Below are 22,111 nucleotides of genomic sequence, written 5' to 3' on the forward strand. Positions count from 1 at the left end.
CCCGCGAGTCATTTATGCAGACCTCTTCCCGCTCCAGGCCGCCCCTGGGGGCGCAGCCTCGCTTCGCCCTGAATCCGCTCACCCGCTTGATACTCAAGGTATTGGCCGCCGCGCCATGCGCCTGGGGGGGCCACGCCGCGTTGGCGCAAGAGGTGCAGTTCAACGATGCATTCCTGCCGGAAGACTCACGCAATCTTGACCTCGGCAAATACCAGGCCGGCAACCCGGTGACCCCGGGGCAGTACCGTGCGGACGTTATGCTCAACGGCCAGTTGAACAGTCGCCAGGACATTCGTATCGAGGCTCAGCCCGACGGCAGCAAGCCGGTGGTGTGCATGGATCATGGCCTGCTTGAGCGCCAGGGCGTGAACATCGCCAAACTGTCACCCGAAGCCAGCCTGGCGCTTGAGGGTCCAGGCTGCACGGCGTTGGGCAGTTTGATTCAGGGCGCCAGTGCGAACTTCTCCCCGGAGAACCAGGCACTTGACCTCAGCATCCCTCAGGCGGCCTTGAAGCGTAACTCGCGTGGCTATGTCAGCCCTGAACTGTGGGACCGTGGCGTCACTGCAGGGATGCTCAGTTATAACTTCAATGCCAATCGCAACCGCACCCGCAGCGGCACCAATGACTCGGCGTTCCTGGGGCTCAATGCAGGCCTCAATCTGGGCGACTGGCGCTTGCGTCACAATGCCTCGATGAGCTGGCAATCGCGCAACGGTAGCCAGTACCAGGCGTTGGACAGCTACGCGCAACGCGATATCACTGCGCTGAAAAGCCAGCTGACTGTAGGTGAGTCCAACACCAGCGGTGAGATCTTCGACACCTTGTCTTATCGCGGCGTACAGTTGGCCAGTGATGACCGCATGTTGCCCGACTCCATGCGCGGATATGCGCCGGTTATCCGTGGCATCGCCCGCACCAATGCGCGTGTCACCATTCGCCAGGCCGGCAACGTGCTGCTGGAAACCACGGTCGCCCCCGGCGCCTTCGTCATCGACGACCTGTACTCCACCGGCTACGGAGGCGACCTCAACGTGAGCGTGGCCGAGGCGGACGGTACCGAACAAAACTTTATCGTGCCCTACGCCTCGGTCAGCCAGTTGCTGCGCCCTGGCACCTCGCGTTTCAGTGTCACCGCCGGGGAAACCCGCAACAACTTCGTTGACGAGCAGACGCGCCTTTTGCAAGGCACGCTGCAATATGGTCTGAACAACACCTTCACCGGGTTTGGCGGTGTGCAATCAAGCGATGACTACGCGGCCATCCTCACAGGCGTAGCGTTCGGCACGCCGATTGGCGCGATGGCGGTGGACGTGACGCACGCCCAGACCGATCTGGCTGCCGGCCGGGCGAAGGGGCAGAGCATGCGCCTGTCCTACAGCAAGAACATCCTCAGTACCGGCAGTAACTTTTCGGTAGCGGCCTATCGTTTTTCTACCCGTGACTACCTGGACTTCAGCAATGCCGTGCAGCTGCTCGATGCCGAGAAAAACGGTTGGGACACCAGCGAGTTCGGCCGCCCGCGCAGCCGCTTGTCAGTCACCGCCGACCAAAGCTTCGGGCCCTGGGGTCAGGTGTCGATCAGCGGCTATGCCCAGAACTACTGGAACCAGCAGGGCAGCGACGTGCAGTACCAGTTCAGCTACAGCAAGCAGTTCAACCGGGTGAGTTTCAGCCTGAACGCTAACCGCAGCCGGATGGGCCTGGGCGATATGGAAAACAGTTTTCTGCTGACCATGAGCATGCCCCTGGAATTCGGCGGCCCGGGCTATGGGCCGCAAGTGACGGCACAGCTGGGCCGGGACCCCCGAGGCCATTACAGCGAGCAGGCGGGTATCAGCGGCACCGCCGGCGAGGACCGCCAGTACGGCTACGGCGCCACCTTCGGCCATGACGGTGGCAGCAATACCAAGAGCGCAGCCCTCAACGGCCAGTATACCGGCGCCCGCGCCATGCTCAGTGCCGCCCTGGGCCGGGGCGATGGCTATACCAGCGCGTCGGTGGGCGCCAGCGGCACGGTGGTAGCCCATGTCGACGGGGTGACCATGACGCCTTATCGCGGTGAAACCATGGCCGTGGTCAGCGCCCCAGGCGCCGAGGGCGCGAAGGTCTCCGGCTACCCGGGCCTGAGGCTCGACGGCAGCGGCAACGCCGTGGTGCCCTACCTGCGCCCGTACGAATTGAACGAGGTGGCGATCGACCCGATCGGCAGCTCCCTGGACGTAGAGCTAAGTGAAACCAGCCAACAGACCGCGCCGCGTGCCGGTGCCGTTGTGCACCTCAAATACGCCACCAACCAGGGCCGCGCGGTGCTGCTCAATGTGCGCCTGGACGACGGCAGCAGCCTGCCGTTCGGCGCGGGCGTGACCGATGGCGAGGGTGCCACCGTGGGCGTGGTCGGGCAGGGCGGTCAACTGTATGCGCGGATCAAACCCGAAACGCGCCGTTTGCTGGTCAACTGGGGCAGCCAGGCGCAGCAGCAGTGCGCCCTGACGATCCCGCCGGGCCCCGGCGATGGGCAACAGCTGCAACAAGTAGACGCCGTGTGTGCGGCCGGCAAACAGGTCGCTGACAGCGTGCGGCCCAACACCCAGCAAAAGGTAGCGTTATGAACATCGGCTCTTTGATCAAACTGGGGGGGCTGGGCTTGGCCTTGTGGGCGTCGGCCGGCACGGCCATGGCAGTCACCTGTTCCTATATGGACGGTACCCGGCCTGCCGTGGGCTCAATGCCGTTGCAGATCTCGGCGATCACCGTCGGGCGGGATGTGCCGGTGGGCACTGAGGTCTACCGTCAAAAGTTCAGCATGGCCTCAGGTCAGGCGGTGAAGTTGGAGTGCCTTGTCGCGCCGTTTCAGCAGTGGACCGACCTTATCGTTGAATCCAGCCAGGCTCTGGCCAATGTAACCAGTGGCACCTATGCCAATAAAGTCTACAGAACCAGCATCCCCGGATTGGGCGTTGCTTTCAACAGCAACGGTGGCCTGCTGCCCAGGCAAAGCGCCAAGGCATGGACCTCGTGTTCGGCGGGTTTCAGATGCATCGTGCCTTTTGACGGGCCTTCGAACTTTGAACTGATCTTGATTAAGATCGGCGAGGTAACGCCAGGTGTGCTGGTGGGCAGTACATTGCCGATCGTGAGCCTGTTCGGCAATTTCGGCGACGCCAGAATGAGCGGCTTCAGGATGGGCATTTCCGGGAGCATCCAGATTGTCTCGCGCACCTGCAGCACACCGGATGTCTCGGTACCGATGGGCACCCACCTGGTCAACAAATTCACTGGCCTCAACAGTTCCACCGGCTGGACGGACTTCTCCATTGCGCTAAATGACTGCCCGGCGTTCAACGGCATATTCTCCGCCGCGGGGCCCGGCTGGATTTCGCAAGGTGGTAACTCACCCTCAGGCACCGGCACCAGCGGAACCCGCGTCAACAACACACTGCAATACCGCATCGACCCGGCTCGGACTGCCATCAATGCAAGCAACGGCATCCTGAGCCTCGACCCGAGCACCGCCGGCAACGCGCCTGCTGCGACTGGCGTCGGCATTCAGGTCGCCACCAGTAACGGCGTTGCCCTGCCGCTGGCAAGCAACCAAAACACGGGCCTGACCCTCAGGAGCACCGAAAGCAGTTATGCCATCCCACTGCGAGCGCGCTACCTGCAAACCGGGGCCAAGGTCACGCCGGGGCCGGCGAATGCGTCGGCAACCTTCTCGATCATTTATCAGTGAGCGGTGGGAACATGACCAATAAAGCGCTACGCATTCTGATTGCCGATGGGCAGCATTTCTACCGCTTGAAAATCGAACGGGCGTTGAACCAGCTGGGCTATTACCGCATCGCGCCGATACACCGGCTGGATGAAGTATTGAGTGCAGTGGATTTCGGCGATACGCCGCTGGATGTGCTGATCATCAATGCCGCCCTGGCGCACAGCGTCAAATTCGATTTGCTCTGGTTCATCAGGGACAACCCACAGATTCGTCATGTGTTGATCTATGGCCAGAGCGAACGCGCTTCGCCCGCGCTTGCGTGGTGCCATGCGCCCAACGTGCTGACCAGCACGGCGCCGTTGCCTGATCTGCAAGCGCTGGAGGCGTTTATGAGAAAGGTTGATGGCAAGGCTGGTTGGGATAATCAGGGCAATGGGTCAAATAAGCCATCGGGCGCTAAGCACATCACTTTTTGAAGGTGACCTGTGTGTTCGTCCCGATGCTCTCTGAGTACGATAAAGCTGTGCTTTTTGTTGATGCTCTGGTGCGACAAACAGCGCCGCCAGAGTGTCTTCATATACGCAACTGAAACCCAGTGTTGAGAGTGCTCAGAAGGGTGACCGGCAATGTTGTGGGAAAGGGATACGGCGCGTTCAATTGGACGCAACGCTGAACGCGCCATTGGGGACAGCCATGTCTGATCACACCATCACGACAACGAACGCGCCGCCCTATCGATAAACGCAGCGACCTCTACCGGCCTGGACGCCAGGGAGGCGTGGCTGGCATCCAGGGTGATGGTTTCCCGGGTGCCTAGGCGTTTGGCCATGCGCACCTGGTTATCGGGATGGATCATGCGGTCCTGGCTCGAAATCTGGTACCAGGACGGTTTGTTCTTCCACGCCGGGTTGCTGATCACATCGCCAAAGGTGCTCGCTAGCGGAGCCTTTTGGGTGACGCCCATGACTTGACCTTCTTGCTGGGGCAGGTCCTGGCAGAAGCTGTCGTGGAACTGTTCAGGCTTGACCCACAGATAACCGTCGCTATCAGGCGCCAGGTTGGGGGCGGCTTCTGGCAGATGTTCCTGGGTGATGCCGCCTGGGCTTTCGCCGTCATCCGGGGCGAATGCCGCGATGTACACCAGGCCTGCGACATTCGGTTCATTACCCGCCTGAGTGATGACGGCGCCGCCATAGGAATGCCCCACCAACAACACCGGGCCTTTGATTGGCGCAACCATCTTGCGGGTACGCTCGGCATCGTCGGCCAGCGAGGTCAGCGGCATCTCCACCGCATGCAAATCGGTATAGCCCTTTTTGTGCAGCTCGATAATCACCCGGTTCCAGTGCGCCGCACCGCCCCAAAAACCATGGACCAAGACAATTGCCGGTTTCCCACTCATGTGTAAGTTCCTTGTGCGTTGATGAGGTGATGCTATCGCCCGCCAAAGGGCGGCGTTATGGATAACACAGTTATGGGTGCGATGGCGCGCGCGGGGGGTACGTTCGTCGGCCTGATTGCTGTCGTTGTTTAGAAATGTTTATGTGATTCAATGGTCATCTCGGCTTGCGCAGGAAGCGCATCAGCCGAGGCCATTTTGATCTTTCAAGAAATTCATCCCAAGGAGTAACACCATGCAAGGAAGCACATCGTTCAAGTACCTGGCGTTTTCGTTGATCCCATTGATGGCCGCCTGTACCACACCCTCGCGTCAGTCCGCCGTCCTCCCTGCGCCACCTTTGTCGTTCGATAACTGTGCGGTTGGTTGCCCCACCGGTGGCAGCCCGGTGACGTTGAACCGCCAGGCCTACACGTTGAACAACAACGGCTCGACCAAGTTTGCCAACTGGGTCTCCTACAAGATCACTAAGACCACTGCCGCCAGCGGGCGCTCCCGCGACTGGCGCACCGACCCGGATATTCCAGCCGGGGAAACCCTGGACCCGGTGGATTACAACGGCGCCAACGTCGCGCTCAAAATCGACCGTGGGCATCAGGCCAACCTGGCTTCGATGGCCGGGGTGGCCGATTGGCAAACGCTCAACTACTTGTCGAACATCACCCCGCAAAAGGCCGAGCTCAACCAGGGGCCCTGGGCGCGCCTGGAAGACCAGGAGCGCAACCTCAGCAAGGAACCAGGCGTCGATCAGGTGTATGTGGCCACCGGGCCGCTGTATGAGCATTTTGTCGGCTCGTTGCCGGGCACGAACAAAGTGCACACCATCCCCAGTGGCTATTGGAAAATCATTGTGGTCGGCAGTTCGCCGGAAACGGGCCTGTACGCCTCATTCGTGATGAACCAGGAAACCCCCAAGGGCGCAGATTTTTGTGATTACCAGGTCACTGTGGATCACATCGAGGAGCGCTCGGGGCTGACGTTCTGGAGCACCTTGCCGCAAGCGATGCAAGCCACGCTGAAGGCCAGGCAGGGCCAGTTGCCGAGTCGGATCGGCTGTAACCGAACCAAAGCCTGACGCCTAGTCGGCACACACCAACGAGGGCCTGCGGCTGTTGTTCTTGCCCAGGCGCTCATGCGTGGCGACGTCTGTGGCCTGTTCACGCAGTGCTTCTTCGAGCACTTGCAGATGCTTGGAAAGGATTTTCACCGACCCACTCGGGTTGGCGGGGTCGAAGGGGATGCGGCCATTGGCAATCAGCACCATGGCCAGTTCCCAGGCGCGTTGTGAGTCGTTCATGACAGGGGTTTCCTTCTTCAGCGTGATCGATATAGAGCTGTGACCCGCTTCAAACACCCCGGTATCAACTGGGTTGCTGCCGAAATTTCGATCACTTCAACGCTTCAGTTGCGCCGAAACCATCATCTTTTTAGATGGTGGCCGCGAAGTGTCGAAAGAATGAACCTGAGCGGCGCGGTGGTCACCTAATCCGTATGAATCGGTCGTTTCCCATTCAATGATCCGAGGGGCAACCATGGACTCTGTACTGCGGGCTGTGGCGATTTACCTGGTGCTGCTGGTGCTGTTCAAAGTTGCCGGCAGGCGCACGCTGGCCGAGCTCACCACCTTTGACCTGGTTTTGTTGATGGTCATCGGCGAAGCCACCCAGCAGGCGTTGCTGGGCGAAGATTTCTCGATGACCAACGCCGTGCTGGTCATCGCCACCCTGATTGCCATCGACATTGGCTTCTCGCTGGTCAAGCAGCGTTCAGCCTGGTTCGCGCGGGTGCTCGATGGCGGGCCGACGGTGCTGGTCGAGCAAGGCCAGGTGCTGCACAAACGCCTCAAGCATGCGCGGCTGGACGAGGGTGACATTCTTGAGGCGGCCCGGTCCACCCAAGGGCTTGTCGAGCTCAAGCAGATCCGCTTCGCGATTCTTGAGCGCAACGGCAAGATCTCGGTGATCCCGTTTGATTGACACGCGGCCCCCATTCGTCAGCCAAGGGTCTGTTTTTTGAACGCACGCGCCTCTCTACCAGACAGATAGATCATGGGCGGACGAATGTTGCTGTCGTCACGCGGATATCAATCACTCGCCAGCAGGTGAACCTTCATGAAGAAGCTTTATATGTGCCTGGGCCTGTGCAGCGCGTTCATGCTGCACGGCTGTTTTGACAACGCCGACAACGCCACTAAAGACAACAACAGTGGCACCCAGTCGTCGGTGCAGATGCAGGAAGGCAAGGCGGACGAAAATAAATAGCGCGGCCTTGCAGCCGACGCTTATCTACCTGAATGCTCATCGCCCAACTGTGGGAGCTGGCTTGCCTGCGATGCAAACGCCTCGGTTCATCAGGTAAACCGAGTCGATGCATTCGCAGGCAAGCCAGCTCCCACAGTTGATCGCGACCGATCAACGCATATGCAGGATGATCGGGCTACTGCTCGCCGGGTCGGTATGCCCGCGCAACTTGCCCACGGCCTTCGCATCGACCGCGCCGCCGTGGTTGCCCCAGGTACCGCGCACGTAGCTCAGCACGTCGGCGATTTCCGAGTCGGACAATTGCTCACGGAACGCCGGCATGCGGTAGGCGTCCGGCAGGCCTGCGGTGACCACGCGTTGTGAGCCGTTGAGGGTGATGTTGATCGCGGACGCATCTTCCTTGGCCAGGGCCGAGGTAGCGCCGGCCAGAGGCGGCATCCAGTCGGGCTGGCCTTTGCCGTCGAGCCCATGGCAGGAGGCGCAGCGGGTCGCGTACGTGTGGGCGCCGGGGGCATCCTGGCGTGCTGTTGCCGCCTGATACTGCCAGGGGCTGCCGTCACGCTGGGGGTCGCCGGGCAGTGACTTGAGGTAGCGAGCGATCGCGGCCAGGTCATCGTCCTGCATGAACTGCGTGGAGTTGTTGAAGGCTTCGGTCATCGAGCCATAGACCACGGCATGCTGGTTGCGACCGGTCTTGAGGAACTGCACGATCTGTTCCTCACTCCAGCGCCCCAGGCCGGTGTTGTGGTCCTGGCGCAAGCTGGGGGCGTACCAGCCGTCGAGCAGGGCACCGGCCAGGAATGGCGCGCCAGATTCGTCCAGGGCTTTCTCGTTGAACGCCAGCCCCCGTGGCGTGTGGCAACTGCCGCAGTGGCCGGGGCCTTGGACGATATAGGCGCCCCGGTTCCACAGTGCGTCCTGGCCGGGCTTGGCGGCATAGGTCGCGGTCGGTGCAAACACACCGTTCCACAGGGCGATGGGCCAACGCAGATTGAGCGGCCAGGGGATGTCGCTGGGGATATTAGGCTGGTTGGCCGGTTGCACGCCTTTCATGAAAAACGCGTACAGCGCCTGGATGTCGTCGTCGCTGAGCTTCACATAAGACGGGTAGGGCATGGCCGGGTAGAGTCGTCGCCCACCCGGTGCTACGCCGTGGCGTACGGCGCGGTCGAAGTCGGCCAGGCTATAGGTGCCGATGCCATGCTCGCGGTCGGGGGTGATGTTGGTGGCGTGGATCGCTCCCAGCGGTGTGGCCATTTCCAGGCCACCAGCGAATGGCTGCTTGCCGGCCAGGCTATGGCAGGCCACGCAGTCACTCACGCGCGCGACGTATTCACCGCGGCTGACCAAGGCGGGGTCGAAACTCGTGGCCTGTTGCTGTTCAAAAGGCGAGGCAGGCTCGCGGGTGACGTACCAGGCGAGCAGGCCGGCGGCGACCACGCAGGGCAGCACCAGCCACCCTGCGGTTCTTGCGAATCGGCGGTTATTCATGGGTGTTCCCTGTCGGTTAGCTGAAGGTGTGGCGGCTCAACGGTAAGCTGCGGATGCGCTGGCCAGTCAACTGTGCCACCGCATTGACCACCGCCGGTGCCACGGCGGGCAATGGCGGTTCACCGATGCCACCCATCTTTTCGCCGCTCTCGACGATCTTCACGTGGACCTGCGCCATACGCGAGGGCGGCAGGATCGGATAAAGGTCGTAGTTACGCGCCCGTGGCATACCGTCCACGTACACCGCTTCCTCCAGCAACGTTTGCGACAGCCCCAAGGCTACCGCGCCGCTGACCTGTGCTTGAATGATGGCCGGGTTGACGATGCTGCCCGGGTCGATGGCCTCCCAGATATGGTGGACCTTGACCTGGCCGTTCTCGATCGACACTTCGGCGACTACCGCCGCGTGAGAGCCAAAGGGCGAAGCCATGGCCACGCCGCGAGCACGGCGTGTGCCGTCCTCTGCGGTATAAGGGCCGCGCTTCCAGCCCCCCGACAATTCGCCCACCGCTTGCAACAAGGTAGTCAGCCGCGGGTTGTCGCGCAGCAGGTGCAGGCGCAGCTCGTAAGGGTCGTGGCCGCCTTTGTCCGCCAGCTCATCCAGGAACGACTCGTAGAAAAAGTCATTGAGCGAGTTGCCCACCGAACGCCAGTAACCGAGCATGGCCGGGCCTTTGACGTAGATCTGCGCGATGCGTTTGTTGGGGATCGCATAACTCTTGCCCGACAAGCCTTCCAGGGCAGTTGGGTCGATCTGATCGCCTTGTTTGCCACTGAGGGCTTCTGTGGGGCCTTCGGTGGCGCTGACCGCTTCGATGGCCACAGGCAGGCCTTTGTCATCCAGCGCAGCGCGGAACTTGACCACGGCGACCGGGCGCAATACATCGCGCACAAATTCTTCTTCACGGCTCCAGATCAGCTTGATTGGCCGGCCCACCGCCTTGGCCAGCGCGATGGCTTGCGGGTAAGGATTTGCCGAGTCATACAGGAAATGCCGGCCGAAAAAACCGCCCAGCAGCGGCGAGTGCAGGGTGATTTGCTCAATGCTCAGGCCGGTGCGCTTGGCAATGTCGGCACGGAACATATCCGGCGCCTGGTTAGGCAGCCACACCTCCAGCGTGCCGTCGGGGTTAAAGCGTGCCAGGGCAGACGGCGGCTCTAGCTGGGCATGGTTGAGGTACTGGTTGTGGTAGGTGGCGTCGACGCGGGTCTTGGCGCTGGCCAGTGCGCCGGCCACATCGCCTTCGTTTTCGTCATCGCGGGCCGGGCCTTGCTGGGCGGCGAGGAAGTCGCGGTACTTGTCGCTGGAGAAATCCGCTGGCATCGCCCGCACGGTGGAGTCGGCGGCGGCTTCAAGCCATTCGACCTGGATGGCTTCGACGGCCCGCTTGGCATGCCACCAACGTTCAGCTACCACAGCTACGGCGCCGGGCAGGGTGTGAACCGAATGCACGCCTTTCATGGCTTGCACCTGCGCCTGGTTGCGCAGGCTGCCCACGGTCATGCCCAGGCGTGGCGCATGCTGAACGGCGGCATGGAGCATGCCGTCGATTTTCAGGTCGATGGTGTACTGCGCCTTGCCGGTGGATTTGTCATAGGCATCCAGGCGCTTGACCGGCTTGCCGATCCAGCGGAACTGGCTCGGGTCGCGCAGGGTAATGCTGGCCGGGTCGGGCACCGGCATATCCAGGGCGGCACCTGCCAATTCGCCGTAGCCCAGTGAGCGACCGGAAGCGGCGTGCACCACGCGACCGGGTTGGGTGGTCAGCTCGCTGAGCGGTACGCGCAGTTGCTCGGCGCCGGCTTGCATCAGCATCGCGCGGGCGAGGGCACCGAGGCGCCGCATGGTCGGGTAGCTCATGCGCACCGACATGCTGCCGCCGGTGATGCGCATGCCATTTTCCATCACCACGTAGGCTTCGCCGGGCGGGGCCGCTTCGACGATGAACGTGGCCGGGTCGGCATCCAATTCTTCACCGACGATCTGCGCCATGGCGGTGTGGGTGCCTTGGCCGCCTTCCATGAAGGGGCTGAGCAGGCGCACGCTGCCGTCGGGGCGAATCTCCAGGAAGGCGGGCACTTGAGTGCCGCGTTCAGCGGCGGCGCCGGTCGCGGCTTGCACGCGGGAGGTGCCCAGCGGCAAGCCGAAACCGATCACCAGCGCGCCCACGGCAGTGCTGGCCAGGAAGCGGCGACGGGACAGGTTGATCGGTTCGCCCAGGGTAACGCCGGGAATGATCTCGGTGGTGTTCATCAGGCGGTCTCCTTCCCGGCGGCCAAGGCATCCATGGCGGCATGGATCGCGTAGTAGGTGCCGCAACGGCAGAGGTTGACCATCGCCGCGTCGATCTGCGTCTTGGTCGGCGCGGGGGTGTGCTTGAGCAGCGCGGTGGCCGCCATCACCTGCCCGGACTGGCAGTAACCGCATTGAGCTACTTGATGTTCGACCCAGGCCGAGACGACGCGTTTGCCCACCTCATCGGCCTCGATGGCTTCGATGGTGGTGATCTCGCGACCGACCACCCCGGCTACCGGCGTCACGCACGAGCGCACCACATTGCCGTCCACTAGCACCGAACAGGCGCCGCACTGGGCCAGGCCACAGCCGTACTTGGTGCCGGTCAGGCCCAGGTTGTCGCGGATCACCCACAACAACGGCGTGTCTGCCTCGGCCTCGACTTGATAGGCCTTTTGGTTAATACGTAATTCCATGGCTGGCTCACCTGCTGATCATCGGTTGGTACTGCAGAGTTCTTATAGGAGTGGTGCGACTACAGGTCGCCCATCGTCGAACTCTAGACCAACGCGCAAGGGCTATCTATCCGATTGCCCTCAAGTTCAGAGGATCAGGCAAGTATTTGACAGGATTAGGCGCTCGCACCTATTGGAACCCGCCCGACAGCTTCTCTTTCAAGTAGCCTACCAACGCACTCACCGACTTGGGCACATGGGGTGAGTAAGGCCGTATCAAGTAGATCTCATCGGCAAATGCGCCTTTGAGTGTCCAGTCCTTTAAGACCTGCACCACTTTGCCAGCGGCCAGCGCCGCCTGGGCGCTGAAGTCCGGGAGCAGGGCGATGCCCAGGTGGTTGAGTGCGGCGTCGCGCAAGGCTTCGCTGTTATTGGTGGCGAAGCTGCCGGCGATGGGCACGGTGAGGCGCTCGAGGGGTTGGCTGCCGCGCTCGAAGGTCCAGGCGGGTTGGTCGGTGCCGCGTGGGTAAAACAGGCAGTTGTGGGCCGACAGGTCGCCCGGCTCGCGGGGTTCACCGTGGTGTTGCAGGTAATCATGGGTGGCGACCAGTACCGAGGTGGTGTCGCACAGCTTCCACGCCACATGGGTTTCGGGCACCTGGAAGCCGTGGCGCACCGCCAGGTCGTAACCCTCGGCGGCCAGTGAGCTCAAGGCATCGGAGACGTCCAGTTGAATACGCACCTGTGGGTACTGCTGCAAAAAGCCAGACAGGTGCGGCACCAGTTGTTGCCGGGCGAAGGCCACGGGGGCGGTCAGGCGCACCAGCCCGCGTATTTCCCCGACCGAGTCGCGCACCGAGGAAAAACTGCGGGCGATCTGCGCGTAGGCGCTGCGTACTTCGCGAGTCAGTGACAGCCCTGCATCGGTCAGCCGCACGCTACGGGTGGTGCGCGTCACCAGCCGGGTGCCGGTGGCCTTTTCCAGGTCGGAAATGCGCTGGCTCACCGCTGACTTGCTCACCCCCAGGCGCGCGGCGGCGGCGGTGTAGGTGCCTTGTTCCTCCAGCACTGACAGCCAGTGAATGTGGGTCCACAGCCCTTCGATCTCAGCCTTTTCCATGGGTGTATTGTTCGCATATAAGGACAATAAGTTCTGGATTCTGCTCTGGTTCGGAACAAAGCGAAAGCCTATCGTGTGGACCAACGCTACCCACCTGGATCGACTGCCATGACTGCAACCATCGAGCACTACATCAACGACCAGCGCGTCAGCCGCGATGACCGTTATCAGGACGTCTACAACCCGGCCACCGGTGAAGTCACCGCGCGTGTGGCCCTGGCCAGCCGCCAGACCGTGGCCGAAGCCGTCGCCGCCGCCCAGGCCGCGTTTGCCGGTTGGGCCGACACCCCGCCGATCCGTCGCGCCCGCGTGTTGTTCGAGTACCTGCATCTGCTGCGCGAACGCAAGGACGACCTGGCGCGCATCATCGTCGCCGAGCACGGCAAGGTGTTCACCGATGCCCAGGGCGAAGTCGACCGTGGCATCGACATTCTCGAATTTGCCTGCGGCATTCCCAACCTGCTCAAGGGCGAACACTCCGACCAGGTATCCCGTGGCATGGACAACTGGACGATGCGCCAGCCGTTGGGCGTAGTCGCCGGCGTGACGCCGTTCAACTTCCCGGTGATGGTACCGATGTGGATGTACCCCATCGCCATTGCGGCGGGTAACACCTTTATCCTCAAGCCCAGCCCGACTGACCCAAGCGCGTCGCTGTTCATGGCCGAGTTGCTGCATGAAGCCGGCCTGCCTAAAGGCGTGTTCAACGTGGTGCAGGGGGATAAAGAGTCGGTGGACGCGCTGATCGAACACCCGGACGTCAAGGCCGTGAGCTTTGTCGGCTCCACGCCGATTGCCCAGTACATCTACGAGAGCGGCGCCCGCAACGGCAAGCGCGTGCAAGGCCTGGGCGGGGCGAAAAACCATATGGTGGTGATGCCCGACGCCGATATCGAACGCACTGTGGACGCGCTGATGGGCGCCGCCTACGGCAGTGCCGGCGAGCGCTGCATGGCGATCTCGGTGGCGGTGCTGGTAGGCGACGTGGGTGACAAAGTCATCGCCGCCTTGACCGAACGCGCCAAATTGCTGCGCATCACCGATGGTCGTGATCTCAAAGCCGAGATGGGCCCGATCGTGTCGCGGGCCGCGCTGGAACGCATCAGTGGCTACATTGAGCAGGGGGTACAAGCCGGCGCGCAGTTGCTGCTCGATGGCCGTGACTACGTGCCTACCGAGCCCGGCCTGGAAAACGGCTTCTGGCTCGGCGCGACCTTGTTCGACCACGTGACCCAGGACATGAGCATCTACCGCGAAGAGATCTTCGGTCCGGTGCTGGCCTGTGTACGGGTCAACGATTTTGCCGAGGCAGTGAAGCTGGTCAACGATCACGAGTTCGGCAACGGCGTCAGCTGTTTCACCCGCGATGGCAACATTGCTCGTGAGTTTGCTCGGCGCATCGAAGTGGGCATGGTCGGTATCAACGTGCCGATCCCGGTGCCCATGGCCTGGCACGGGTTTGGTGGCTGGAAGAAGAGCCTGTTCGGCGACATGCATGCCTACGGCACCGAGGGTGTACGTTTTTACACCAAGCAGAAGTCGATCATGCAGCGCTGGTCGGAGAGCATCGAGCAGGGCGCGGAGTTTGCGATGCCGGTGTCCAAGTAACGTTCAAGCTGTGCTGCAGGATCTGATGTGGGAAGGCTCAAGCCCTCCCACATTTTTTTTGCCTGTTGACGGGCAAACACATAAAAGTCCAGTATGGAATTATAAGTACAAAATAGCCGCTGCACGTTTTTCTTCACTCTTGCCAAACCAACAACAACTTGCGAGAACCCCTCCATGAAGAAACGCCATCTCCTTCCCGCCCTGGCCCTGAGCCTGTTTGCCGCCAGCCACCTGCTGGCCGCCGAGAAAACCCTGCGCATTGGCATTGAGGCCGCTTACCCACCGTTCGCCTCCAAAACCGGTGACGGTAAGATCGTGGGTTTCGACTACGACATTGGCAACGCCCTGTGTGCGCAAATGAAGGTCAAATGCGTGTGGGTAGAAGGTGAGTTTGACGGGCTGATTCCGTCCCTCAAGGTCAAGAAGATCGACATGGCGTTGTCGTCCATGACCATCAACGAAGACCGCAAGAAGTCGGTGGATTTCACCCACAAGTACTACTTCACCTCGTCGCGTCTGGTGATGAAGGACGGCGCCGTGGTGGATGACCAGTACGCCAGCCTCAAGGGCAAGAACGTCGGTGTACAGCGCGCCACGACTACCGACCGGTATGCCACCGAGGTGTTCGAGCCCAAGGGCATCAACGTCAAGCGCTACAGCAATAACGAAGAAATCTACATGGACCTGGCAGCGGGGCGCCTGGATGCGATCTTTGCCGACACCATTCCCCTGAGCGACTTCCTGTCGATGCCGCGCGGGCAGGGTTATGCCTTTGTCGGCCCGGAGCTCAAAGACCCGAAATACGTGGGTGAGGGGGCCGGCATCGCAGTACGCAAGGGCAATGGCGAGTTGGTCAGCGAATTGAATGCGGCCATCGACGGCATTCGCGCCAGCGGCGAATACCAGAAGATTTCACAGCAGTACTTCAAGGCCGATATCTACGGCGACTGACGCAAAGACGCGGTCAATGTGGGAGCTGTCGAGCTTTAGCGAGGCTGCGAAAGCGGTGGGTCAGGCGATGAAAATGTTGACCTTGCCGGCCCCTTCGCAGCCTCGCTAAAGCTCGACAGCTCCCACAGGGGATCGGCGCTGTGGTCAGAAAGGGTTCAAGCCTTCAATTCCTTCAAATGCTTGTAGACCGTCGCCCGCCCCATGCCCAGCACATTGGCCACATAGTTGGAGGCGCTCTTGCCCTTGAAGGCTCCCTCAGCATGCAGCGCCAGCACCAGTTCGCGTTTGTGGTCGCGGGTCAACAGGTTCAGGCTTAACTGCCGCTCGCGCAGCCAGGCATGCAGGAAGGTGTTGATGCGTTCCTGCCAGTCATCGCGAAACAGCGCGTCCGGCTGTGCGATCAGCTTGCTTGGCGACAGGAATAAATCCAGCGCCGCCTTGGCCGTTTCGAACATTGAAATATTCAGGTTGATGCACAACACAGCCAGCCGGTGACCTTTGTGGTCGTGCAGCACGGTACTCAGGCTGCGGATTTTCTGGCCGTCCCAGTTGAGCTTTTCGTAAGGGCCGATATTCACCTCGCTGACGTCGCCGTCGAGCATGTCCTCCAGGGACGAGTCGTCACCCAGGCTGCGTTTGGACAGGTTATTGGCGATGTAATCCACGGTTTGCGTGCGCAGGTCATGCAGCACCACTTCTGCATGGGGAAAGAACAACGTGGCGATTGCATCGGCAATCGCGCGGAAGTTCTGCATGACCTTGTCTTGTTCAGCGGTGTTCATCAATGGGGCTCCAGGCGGACCGGGGAGAGCATACCAGCGTCCAGGCCGAACCGGGTCAGTGCCTCCGGCAGCGGTTCACCGCGCACCAGGGCGGCGCTTGCCTGGCCCATGGCGGGTGAGGTCTGGATACCATAGCCGCCTTGCGCTGCCACCCAAAACAGCCCCGGTACTTGCGGGTCAAAGCCCGACAGCAAATCACCGTCCTGCACAAAACTGCGCAGCCCGGCCCAGGTCCGCGTCGGCCGGCGGATGGTCAGGGTGGTGGCTTCCTCGATCTGGTAAATGCCCATGGCAATATCCAGCTCTTCGGGTTGCACGTCCTGGGGTTCTACCGGGTCGGCGTTGGCCGGCGAGCCGAGGAACATGCCGGCATCCGGTTTCATGTAGAACGCTTCGTCGAGGGCCACCAGCATCGGCCAGTCGTGGCTGTCCATGCCCTCGGGGCCAGCGAAGACGAAGGCCGAGCGGCGCTTGGGCTGCAAGCCGATGGACGCCGCGCCCGCCAGCCCGCCGATATGGTCGGCCCAGGCACCGGCGGCGTTGATGATGACCGGCGCGGTGAAGGTCGCATCCTGGGTGCGCACCTGCCACAGGCCGTCGGCGTCGCGGCTCAAGCCCAGCACATGGCTGTCGGTGCGCACTTCGCCCTGGTTGCGGCGGATACCGCGCAGGTAGCCTTGATGCAGGGCGTCGGTGTCGATGTCGCAGGCGGTAGGGTCGTAGATTGCCCCGTGGACTTTTTCACGGCGCAGGATCGGCAAGCGTGCACAGGCTTCATCGACCGTCAGGCGCTGTACCTGCTCTACGGTGGCCTTGGCGCTCAGGTACTGGCTGTCGAGTTCGGCCGGGTCGCCGTTGAAATCCACGGTCATTTCGCCCCGGGGCGTCAGCAGGGGGTGTTCGCAAAAGCCTGCAGGTGGCTGGTCGAAGAAGGCCCGGCTGGCCAAGGTCAGCGCGCGTACTTGCGGGGTGCCGTACGCGGCGGTGTAGAGCGCTGCCGAACGCCCGGTGGAGTGATAGGCCGGATGGTTTTCACGCTCCAGCACCAGGACCTTGCCGTGCTGCGACAACCAGAACCCGGTGGACGCGCCGGCAATGCCGCCGCCGATGATGATGAAGTCTGCCTGATGCATAACAATCTCCTGATTAGCGCTGCCGTTGGTACAGGGCATTGGCTAGGGCGATGTCTTCCAGGCCCAGGCCGATGGAGCGGAAAAAGACGTGACGATCGTAGTCGGGGCGCTGGGCCATGTCGCTGAACAACTCGGGCAGGTCCCCGACAATTGTGCGTTTGTCCCAGCCGTGCTGCTCGCTGGCGATCAGCATCTCACCGGCTGAACCTGGGGTGGTCTGGCGGTAGTCGCAGAATACGTGCATCTGGTTGAGGCAGTGCGGCGGCACTTCATGGGCACGCGGTGCGTTGGTACTGATGGAGGTGATCAGCGCGGGCTTGCTCAGGCGCGAGGGGTCGATGACCGGGCCGGCGGACGAAGTGCACAGCAGGATCACATCCGCGTCTTCCAGGGCGGCGTCACAACTTGCGACGAGGCTCAGGCGTGGGTCCAGGCCGGCCAACTGCGCACGCGTTTCGGCGCTGGCGCTGCCCAGGCTTGGCGAGTACAGGCGGATTTGCTGCCAGTCGCGCAGGTTCTGCACATAACGCAGGTGCGCCTGGGCGATCTTGCCGCTGCCGATGATCGCCAGGCGTTGCGCCGCCGCCGGTGCCAGCGCATCCACCGCCAACGCCGTCGTGGCGGCAGTGCGTGCGGTGGTCAATTCAGCGGCATCGCACAACAGCAACGGCTGGCCGCTGTGCATCGACATCAACAGGGTCCAGGCCGTCACCAGGGGGCCCTGATCACGCACGATATAGGGGGAGGTCTTGACCCCGTACACGCCGTCTCCGGCCAGTACGCCCAGGTAGTTGATGAAATCCCCGGCGCCTTGGGGAAATTCCACCAGCTGTTGCGCCGGCTGCACCGCTTGCCCTGCGGCGAGGTCGCGGAACAGTTTGCGCAGGATCGCGGGTACATCGACTTGAGCCAATAAGGTACGGGCCTGGGCCTGGTCGATGACGAGGGGCGTCGTGGACATGGGGTTCTCCGGATAAACTAATTTGTCCATTATGGACTTTTAGTTTTTATCCGCAATAACCTGAGGGAAAAATGAGATCAATGTGGGGGGGAGCCATGAAGATCAAATGTGGGAGCTGGCTTGCCTGCGATAGCGTTGTGTCAGTCGGTCCATCAGGTGGCTGACCCGCCGCTATCGCAGGCAAGCCAGCTCCCACAGGTGATCGGTGGTGTTCTGGCGGACGAGTTATCGCCTGCCCGAGCGCGTACTCACATCCACCCACACCGCCAGCACCAGAATGCTGCCCTTCACAATCATCTGCCAGTAGCTGTCCACATCGAGCATCGACATGCCGTTGTCCAAACTTGTAATCACCAACGCGCCAAGCAACGCGCCATAGACGGTGCCCGAGCCGCCGCGCATCGACGTGCCGCCGATAAAACAGGCCGCGATGGCATCGAGTTCACCCATGTTGCCCGCCGAGGGTGAACCCGCAGCAAGGCGGGCGGTGTTGACCAGGCCGGCCAGCGCGCACATCACCCCCATGATGCCGAAGATCCACAGTTTCACCGCTTGCACGTTGATGCCGGATAGGCGTGTGGCTTCCATATTGCTGCCTACCGCATACACGCGGCGGCCGAATACGGTCTGGCTGGTGACGTAGCTGAATACGCCGAGCAGCACCAGCAACAGCAGAACCGGCACGGGGATACCGTCGTAGCTGTTGAGGGTGGTGACGAACCCGGCGAGCACCGCGCCGATCAATACCACGCGTAACACGTCGCGCACCAAAGCGTGCGCGGCCAAGCCATGCAGTGCGCGGTTGCGCCGCTGCTTCCAGGTCAGGAACAGCGTCAGTGCGAACAGCAGTACGCCAAGCCCAGCGCCCACACTGTGGGGCAAATACCCCTGGCCCACATACACCAGCGACGGCGACACCGGCGCAATGGTGGTGCCGCCGGTAACCCCCAGCAGAATCCCGCGAAACGCCAACATCCCGCCCAGGCCGACGATGAACGAGGGGATGCGCAGGTAAGCGGTCATGTAGCCGTTGGCCAGGCCGATCATCAAGCCGCACAGCGCCACCAGACTCAGGTTGGCCAATAGCGGCACGTGATAGACCACATCCAGAATCGCCGCCAGCCCGCCCAACAGCCCGAGCAACGAGCCCACCGACAAGTCGATCTCGCCGCTGATAATCACCAGCACCATGCCGCACGCCAATATCCCGGTGATCGACATCTGCCGCAGCAGGTTGGAGAGGTTGCGCGGGGTGAGAAAACCGCCCTCGGTCTGCCAACTGAAAAACAACCAGATGAACGCGACGGCGATCACCAGCGCGAGCATTTTGTAGCGGGTGAAAAGATGTTTGACCTGGTTCATCTACGCGGTCTTCCGATCATTAGGGTTATGGCTGAGCGCGGCGGCGAGTACCTGTTCCTGGGTGAGCCCGTCATTGATGAAATCCCCCCGCAACTGGCCGTCGCCAATCACCAGCACGCGGTTGGACACGCCGAGCACTTCGGCCAGTTCCGAGGAGACCATGATGATCGACACGCCTTCGGCCGCCAGAGCGCCCATCAGTTTGTAGATCTCGTACTTGGCGCCCACGTCCACCCCGCGTGTGGGTTCGTCGAGGATCAGCACCTTGGGCTGGGTCATCAGCATTTTCGCCAGCACGGCCTTTTGTTGGTTGCCGCCTGAGAGGCTGGTGATCGGCAGCGACGGGCTGGCGGTCTTGAGGTGCATGCGGGCGATCTGCTGGTCGATGCTGCCCAGTTCGGCCTCAGCGTCGATGCGGGTCATGTGCGCGTAGGTGTCGAGCACCGCCAGGGTAATGTTCTGGCCTACCCCCAGGTCGGGGATGATGCCTTGGCGCTTGCGGTCTTCTGGGACCATGCACAGCCCGGCGCGGATCGACTTGAGCGGCGTGCGCGTATCGATCACCTGGCCGTCCAGCCATACTTCGGCGCTATAGCGGCCGGGGTAAGCGCCGAACAGCGCCGACACCAACTCCGTGCGCCCGGCGCCCACCAAGCCGGCGATGCCAAGGATTTCACCGCGCCTGAGCACGAAGGAGATGTCGTCGACGCGCTTGCGCTTGGGGTTGTCGACGTCGTAGCAGGTGACGTTACGCGCTTCGAAGATCACCTCGCCCACTTCATGGGGCTCGGTGGGGTAGAGGTTGCTCATTTCGCGGCCGACCATCTGCGTGATGATCCGGGGGATGTCCATGTCTGCCATGGCAGTGGTTGCGATGTGCTTGCCGTCGCGAATCACCGCAATGGTGTCGCACACTGCTGCCACTTCATCGAGCTTGTGGGAGATATACACGCAGGCCACGCCCTTGGCCTTCAGGCCCTTGATAATGTCCAGCAACACCTCGATTTCGCCACGGGTCAGGGCCGAGGAAGGCTCGTCAAGAATCAACAGGCGCGCCTGTTTGTTCAAGGCCTTGGCGATCTCCACCAGTTGCTGGTAGCCGCCGCCGTACTGCGACACCGGCAGCGCCACATTCATGTCTGGCACCTTGAGTTCACGCATCAAGACTTCGGCGCGGTGCAGCATCGCCGGGTAGTTCATCCGCCCACCGGGCAGGGTCAGTTCGTGGCCCATGAAAATGTTCTCGGCCACCGACAGGTCGGGCACCAGGGTCAGTTCCTGGTGAATGATGACAATGCCGGCGGCCTCGGTTTCGCGGATGGACTGGGCCTTGAGCGGCTGCCCATCCCAGAGGATTTCCCCCGCCCAGGTGCCGTGCGGGTACACCGCCGATAGCACCTTCATCAAGGTGGATTTCCCCGCACCATTTTCACCGCACAGGCCCACGCATTCCCCAGGCTTGACCTTGATATCGATACCGTTGAGGGCGTTGACACCGCCAAAGCTTTTGACGATGCCGTTCATTTGCAGCAGGTAATCGGCGGCCACGGTCATTGCCCGGCGATCTGCTCTTTGGTGTAGAAACCGTCCTTTTCCAACAGGTCGATGTTGGCTTTGGTCAACGGCGTCGGCGTAAGCAGAATGGTGTCGACCTTCTTGCTGCCATTGTCGTATTGCGAGCTGTAGGTCGGCTGTTCGCTGCGTGCCAGTTGCACCGAAAGCCTGGCCGCTTCGGTGGCGATCAGCTTGAGCGGTTTGTACACGGTCATGGTCTGGGTGCCATCGATCACGCGCTTGATCGCCGCAAGGTCAGCGTCCTGGCCGGAGATCGGCACCTTGCCCGCCAGCTTCTGCGCAGCCAGGGCCTGGATTGCACCGCCGGCGGTGGCGTCGTTGGAGGCGACAATAGCGTCGATCTTGTTGTCGTTACGGGTCAGGGCGTTTTCGACAATGCTCAAGGCTTCGGTGGGGTTCCATTCCTTGACCCATTGCTGGCCGACGATCTTGATATCGCCTTTGTCGATGGCTGGTTGCAGTACCTTCATCTGGCCTTCGCGCAGCACCTTGGCGTTGTTGTCCGTCGGTGCGCCGCCGAGCAGGAAGTAATTGCCCTTGGGCGCCGCTTGCAACACGCCGCTGGCCTGCATTTCGCCGACTTTTTCATTATCGAAGGAAATGTAGGCGTCGATGTCGGCGTTGAGGATCAGGCGATCATAGGACACCACCTTGATCCCGGCCTTCTTGGCTTCGGCCACCGCGTTGGTCAGCACCGTGGCGTTGAACGGCACAATCACGATCACATCGACGCCCCGGGAGATGAGGTTTTCGATCTGGGCAATCTGCTTCTGTTCGTTGGCATCGGCAGACTGCACGAAGACCTTGGCGTCGAGCTTTTCCGCGGCGGCGACAAAGTAATCACGGTCGCGGGACCAGCGCTCCAGGCGCAGGTCGTCGATGGAAAAACCGATTTTCGGGTGCGCAGGATCGGCCATCACCGGCAGGGCGAGCAGCGCCAGGGCTGCGGCGAGCAGGGCAGGTTTGAATGACTTCATGGTGGTGCGTCCTTTTATTGTTGTTGGAAAGACACTAGGTGAAGATCCTCTTTGTGGCGAGGGAGCTTGCTCCCGCTGGAGTGCG

The 22,111-nt window shown here is 61.8% G+C and carries 20 protein-coding genes; 8 read left to right on the forward strand and 12 right to left on the reverse strand.

What is annotated here, in order from left to right; translation table 11 throughout:
- The first annotated feature begins 14 nt into the window (after positions 1 to 14).
- From JJD66_RS17255 to JJD66_RS17265, 3 genes are all read left to right on the forward strand, one after another.
- Positions 15 to 2,612 (forward strand): fimbria/pilus outer membrane usher protein, encoded by a 2,598-nt coding sequence (locus tag JJD66_RS17255; RefSeq protein ID WP_081339063.1) that lies wholly within the window; start codon positions 15 to 17, stop codon positions 2,610 to 2,612.
- Positions 2,613 to 2,728: 116 nt separating this feature from the next.
- Positions 2,729 to 3,733 (forward strand): fimbrial protein, encoded by a 1,005-nt coding sequence (locus JJD66_RS17260; protein ID WP_232924257.1) that lies wholly within the window; start codon positions 2,729 to 2,731, stop codon positions 3,731 to 3,733.
- Between the two features lie 11 nt (positions 3,734 to 3,744).
- Positions 3,745 to 4,191, forward strand: a complete 447-nt coding sequence (locus JJD66_RS17265; RefSeq protein WP_038449776.1) for a hypothetical protein — start codon at positions 3,745 to 3,747, stop codon at positions 4,189 to 4,191.
- Positions 4,192 to 4,424: 233 nt separating this feature from the next.
- Here the strand turns inward: JJD66_RS17265 and JJD66_RS17270 are convergent, their stop codons facing one another.
- Positions 4,425 to 5,117: an alpha/beta hydrolase gene (locus tag JJD66_RS17270; protein WP_198715093.1), complete on the reverse strand. Its 693-nt coding sequence runs from the start codon at positions 5,115 to 5,117 to the stop codon at positions 4,425 to 4,427.
- 232 nt (positions 5,118 to 5,349) lie between these two features.
- On the opposite strand from JJD66_RS17270, the gene JJD66_RS17275 reads away from it, so the two are divergent.
- Positions 5,350 to 6,189, forward strand: coding sequence for a DNA/RNA non-specific endonuclease (locus tag JJD66_RS17275; protein ID WP_072435621.1), 840 nt, complete (start codon positions 5,350 to 5,352; stop codon positions 6,187 to 6,189).
- A 3-nt stretch (positions 6,190 to 6,192) separates the two neighbouring features.
- Here the strand turns inward: JJD66_RS17275 and JJD66_RS17280 are convergent, their stop codons facing one another.
- The gene (locus JJD66_RS17280; protein WP_072435620.1) at positions 6,193 to 6,411 is read right to left on the reverse strand and encodes a hypothetical protein; all 219 of its coding nucleotides are present in this window, start codon (positions 6,409 to 6,411) and stop codon (positions 6,193 to 6,195) included.
- Between the two features lie 235 nt (positions 6,412 to 6,646).
- Between JJD66_RS17280 and JJD66_RS17285 the strand changes: the two genes are divergently transcribed.
- Positions 6,647 to 7,090, forward strand: coding sequence for a DUF421 domain-containing protein (locus JJD66_RS17285; protein ID WP_198715096.1), 444 nt, complete (start codon positions 6,647 to 6,649; stop codon positions 7,088 to 7,090).
- Positions 7,091 to 7,225: 135 nt separating this feature from the next.
- A complete protein-coding gene (locus tag JJD66_RS17290) occupies positions 7,226 to 7,375 on the forward strand; it encodes a hypothetical protein (protein ID WP_164919367.1) in 150 nt (49 codons plus the stop codon).
- Between the two features lie 150 nt (positions 7,376 to 7,525).
- Here the strand turns inward: JJD66_RS17290 and JJD66_RS17295 are convergent, their stop codons facing one another.
- The 4 genes from JJD66_RS17295 to JJD66_RS17310 all read right to left on the reverse strand — a co-directional run bounded on the left by JJD66_RS17295 (position 7,526) and on the right by JJD66_RS17310 (position 12,677).
- Positions 7,526 to 8,866, reverse strand: coding sequence for a c-type cytochrome (locus JJD66_RS17295; RefSeq protein ID WP_200648628.1), 1,341 nt, complete (start codon positions 8,864 to 8,866; stop codon positions 7,526 to 7,528).
- Positions 8,867 to 8,882: 16 nt separating this feature from the next.
- The gene (locus tag JJD66_RS17300) at positions 8,883 to 11,120 is read right to left on the reverse strand and encodes a xanthine dehydrogenase family protein molybdopterin-binding subunit (RefSeq protein WP_200648629.1); all 2,238 of its coding nucleotides are present in this window, start codon (positions 11,118 to 11,120) and stop codon (positions 8,883 to 8,885) included.
- A complete protein-coding gene (locus JJD66_RS17305) occupies positions 11,120 to 11,578 on the reverse strand; it encodes a (2Fe-2S)-binding protein (RefSeq protein WP_200648630.1) in 459 nt (152 codons plus the stop codon). Before JJD66_RS17305 ends, JJD66_RS17300 begins: the two co-directional genes overlap by 1 nt.
- A 169-nt stretch (positions 11,579 to 11,747) precedes the next feature.
- Positions 11,748 to 12,677 (reverse strand): LysR family transcriptional regulator, encoded by a 930-nt coding sequence (locus tag JJD66_RS17310; protein WP_200648631.1) that lies wholly within the window; start codon positions 12,675 to 12,677, stop codon positions 11,748 to 11,750.
- Positions 12,678 to 12,785: 108 nt separating this feature from the next.
- Between JJD66_RS17310 and JJD66_RS17315 the strand changes: the two genes are divergently transcribed.
- Both JJD66_RS17315 and JJD66_RS17320 read left to right on the forward strand, forming a co-directional pair.
- The gene (locus JJD66_RS17315; protein ID WP_034127123.1) at positions 12,786 to 14,285 is read left to right on the forward strand and encodes a CoA-acylating methylmalonate-semialdehyde dehydrogenase; all 1,500 of its coding nucleotides are present in this window, start codon (positions 12,786 to 12,788) and stop codon (positions 14,283 to 14,285) included.
- Positions 14,286 to 14,459: 174 nt separating this feature from the next.
- Entirely contained in the window at positions 14,460 to 15,236 is a 777-nt protein-coding gene (locus tag JJD66_RS17320; protein ID WP_200648632.1) for an ABC transporter substrate-binding protein, read from the forward strand.
- 155 nt (positions 15,237 to 15,391) lie between these two features.
- Here the strand turns inward: JJD66_RS17320 and JJD66_RS17325 are convergent, their stop codons facing one another.
- The 6 genes from JJD66_RS17325 to xylF form a co-directional block, all read right to left on the reverse strand.
- On the reverse strand, positions 15,392 to 16,018 hold the full coding sequence (locus JJD66_RS17325; RefSeq protein WP_057978045.1) for a helix-turn-helix transcriptional regulator: 627 nt from the start codon (positions 16,016 to 16,018) through the stop codon (positions 15,392 to 15,394).
- A complete protein-coding gene (locus JJD66_RS17330) occupies positions 16,018 to 17,151 on the reverse strand; it encodes an NAD(P)/FAD-dependent oxidoreductase (RefSeq protein ID WP_105226489.1) in 1,134 nt (377 codons plus the stop codon). Before JJD66_RS17330 ends, JJD66_RS17325 begins: the two co-directional genes overlap by 1 nt.
- Before the next feature lie 13 nt (positions 17,152 to 17,164).
- Positions 17,165 to 18,112, reverse strand: coding sequence for an ornithine cyclodeaminase family protein (locus tag JJD66_RS17335; protein ID WP_200648633.1), 948 nt, complete (start codon positions 18,110 to 18,112; stop codon positions 17,165 to 17,167).
- Positions 18,113 to 18,337: 225 nt separating this feature from the next.
- Positions 18,338 to 19,474, reverse strand: a complete 1,137-nt coding sequence (locus tag JJD66_RS17340) for a sugar ABC transporter permease (protein ID WP_105226491.1) — start codon at positions 19,472 to 19,474, stop codon at positions 18,338 to 18,340.
- Positions 19,475 to 21,028, reverse strand: a complete 1,554-nt coding sequence (gene xylG, locus JJD66_RS17345) for a D-xylose ABC transporter ATP-binding protein (protein WP_200648634.1) — start codon at positions 21,026 to 21,028, stop codon at positions 19,475 to 19,477.
- On the reverse strand, positions 21,025 to 22,026 hold the full coding sequence (xylF, locus tag JJD66_RS17350) for a D-xylose ABC transporter substrate-binding protein (RefSeq protein ID WP_200648635.1): 1,002 nt from the start codon (positions 22,024 to 22,026) through the stop codon (positions 21,025 to 21,027). The genes xylG and xylF overlap by 4 nt, the downstream gene beginning before the upstream one ends.
- Positions 22,027 to 22,111 lie beyond the last annotated feature (85 nt).

The organism is Pseudomonas sp. MF6751 (assembly GCF_016613265.1).
Classification (GTDB): Bacteria; Pseudomonadota; Gammaproteobacteria; order Pseudomonadales; family Pseudomonadaceae; genus Aquipseudomonas; species Aquipseudomonas fluorescens_BV.

Excerpts from the sequence above, each read along its gene's own strand:
- JJD66_RS17255 (WP_081339063.1), top strand. The coding sequence starts at position 15 with ATGCAGACCTCTTCCCGCTCCAGGCCGCCCCTGGGGGCGCAGCCTCGC.
- JJD66_RS17260 (WP_232924257.1), top strand. The coding sequence starts at position 2,729 with ATGCCGTTGCAGATCTCGGCGATCACCGTCGGGCGGGATGTGCCGGTG.
- JJD66_RS17265 (WP_038449776.1), top strand. The coding sequence starts at position 3,745 with ATGACCAATAAAGCGCTACGCATTCTGATTGCCGATGGGCAGCATTTC.
- JJD66_RS17270 (WP_198715093.1), bottom strand. The coding sequence starts at position 5,117 with ATGAGTGGGAAACCGGCAATTGTCTTGGTCCATGGTTTTTGGGGCGGT.
- JJD66_RS17275 (WP_072435621.1), top strand. The coding sequence starts at position 5,350 with ATGCAAGGAAGCACATCGTTCAAGTACCTGGCGTTTTCGTTGATCCCA.
- JJD66_RS17280 (WP_072435620.1), bottom strand. The coding sequence starts at position 6,411 with ATGAACGACTCACAACGCGCCTGGGAACTGGCCATGGTGCTGATTGCC.
- JJD66_RS17285 (WP_198715096.1), top strand. The coding sequence starts at position 6,647 with ATGGACTCTGTACTGCGGGCTGTGGCGATTTACCTGGTGCTGCTGGTG.
- JJD66_RS17290 (WP_164919367.1), top strand. The coding sequence starts at position 7,226 with ATGAAGAAGCTTTATATGTGCCTGGGCCTGTGCAGCGCGTTCATGCTG.
- JJD66_RS17295 (WP_200648628.1), bottom strand. The coding sequence starts at position 8,866 with ATGAATAACCGCCGATTCGCAAGAACCGCAGGGTGGCTGGTGCTGCCC.
- JJD66_RS17300 (WP_200648629.1), bottom strand. The coding sequence starts at position 11,120 with ATGAACACCACCGAGATCATTCCCGGCGTTACCCTGGGCGAACCGATC.
- JJD66_RS17305 (WP_200648630.1), bottom strand. The coding sequence starts at position 11,578 with ATGGAATTACGTATTAACCAAAAGGCCTATCAAGTCGAGGCCGAGGCA.
- JJD66_RS17310 (WP_200648631.1), bottom strand. The coding sequence starts at position 12,677 with ATGGAAAAGGCTGAGATCGAAGGGCTGTGGACCCACATTCACTGGCTG.
- JJD66_RS17315 (WP_034127123.1), top strand. The coding sequence starts at position 12,786 with ATGACTGCAACCATCGAGCACTACATCAACGACCAGCGCGTCAGCCGC.
- JJD66_RS17320 (WP_200648632.1), top strand. The coding sequence starts at position 14,460 with ATGAAGAAACGCCATCTCCTTCCCGCCCTGGCCCTGAGCCTGTTTGCC.
- JJD66_RS17325 (WP_057978045.1), bottom strand. The coding sequence starts at position 16,018 with ATGAACACCGCTGAACAAGACAAGGTCATGCAGAACTTCCGCGCGATT.
- JJD66_RS17330 (WP_105226489.1), bottom strand. The coding sequence starts at position 17,151 with ATGCATCAGGCAGACTTCATCATCATCGGCGGCGGCATTGCCGGCGCG.
- JJD66_RS17335 (WP_200648633.1), bottom strand. The coding sequence starts at position 18,112 with ATGTCCACGACGCCCCTCGTCATCGACCAGGCCCAGGCCCGTACCTTA.
- JJD66_RS17340 (WP_105226491.1), bottom strand. The coding sequence starts at position 19,474 with ATGAACCAGGTCAAACATCTTTTCACCCGCTACAAAATGCTCGCGCTG.
- xylG (WP_200648634.1), bottom strand. The coding sequence starts at position 21,028 with ATGACCGTGGCCGCCGATTACCTGCTGCAAATGAACGGCATCGTCAAA.
- xylF (WP_200648635.1), bottom strand. The coding sequence starts at position 22,026 with ATGAAGTCATTCAAACCTGCCCTGCTCGCCGCAGCCCTGGCGCTGCTC.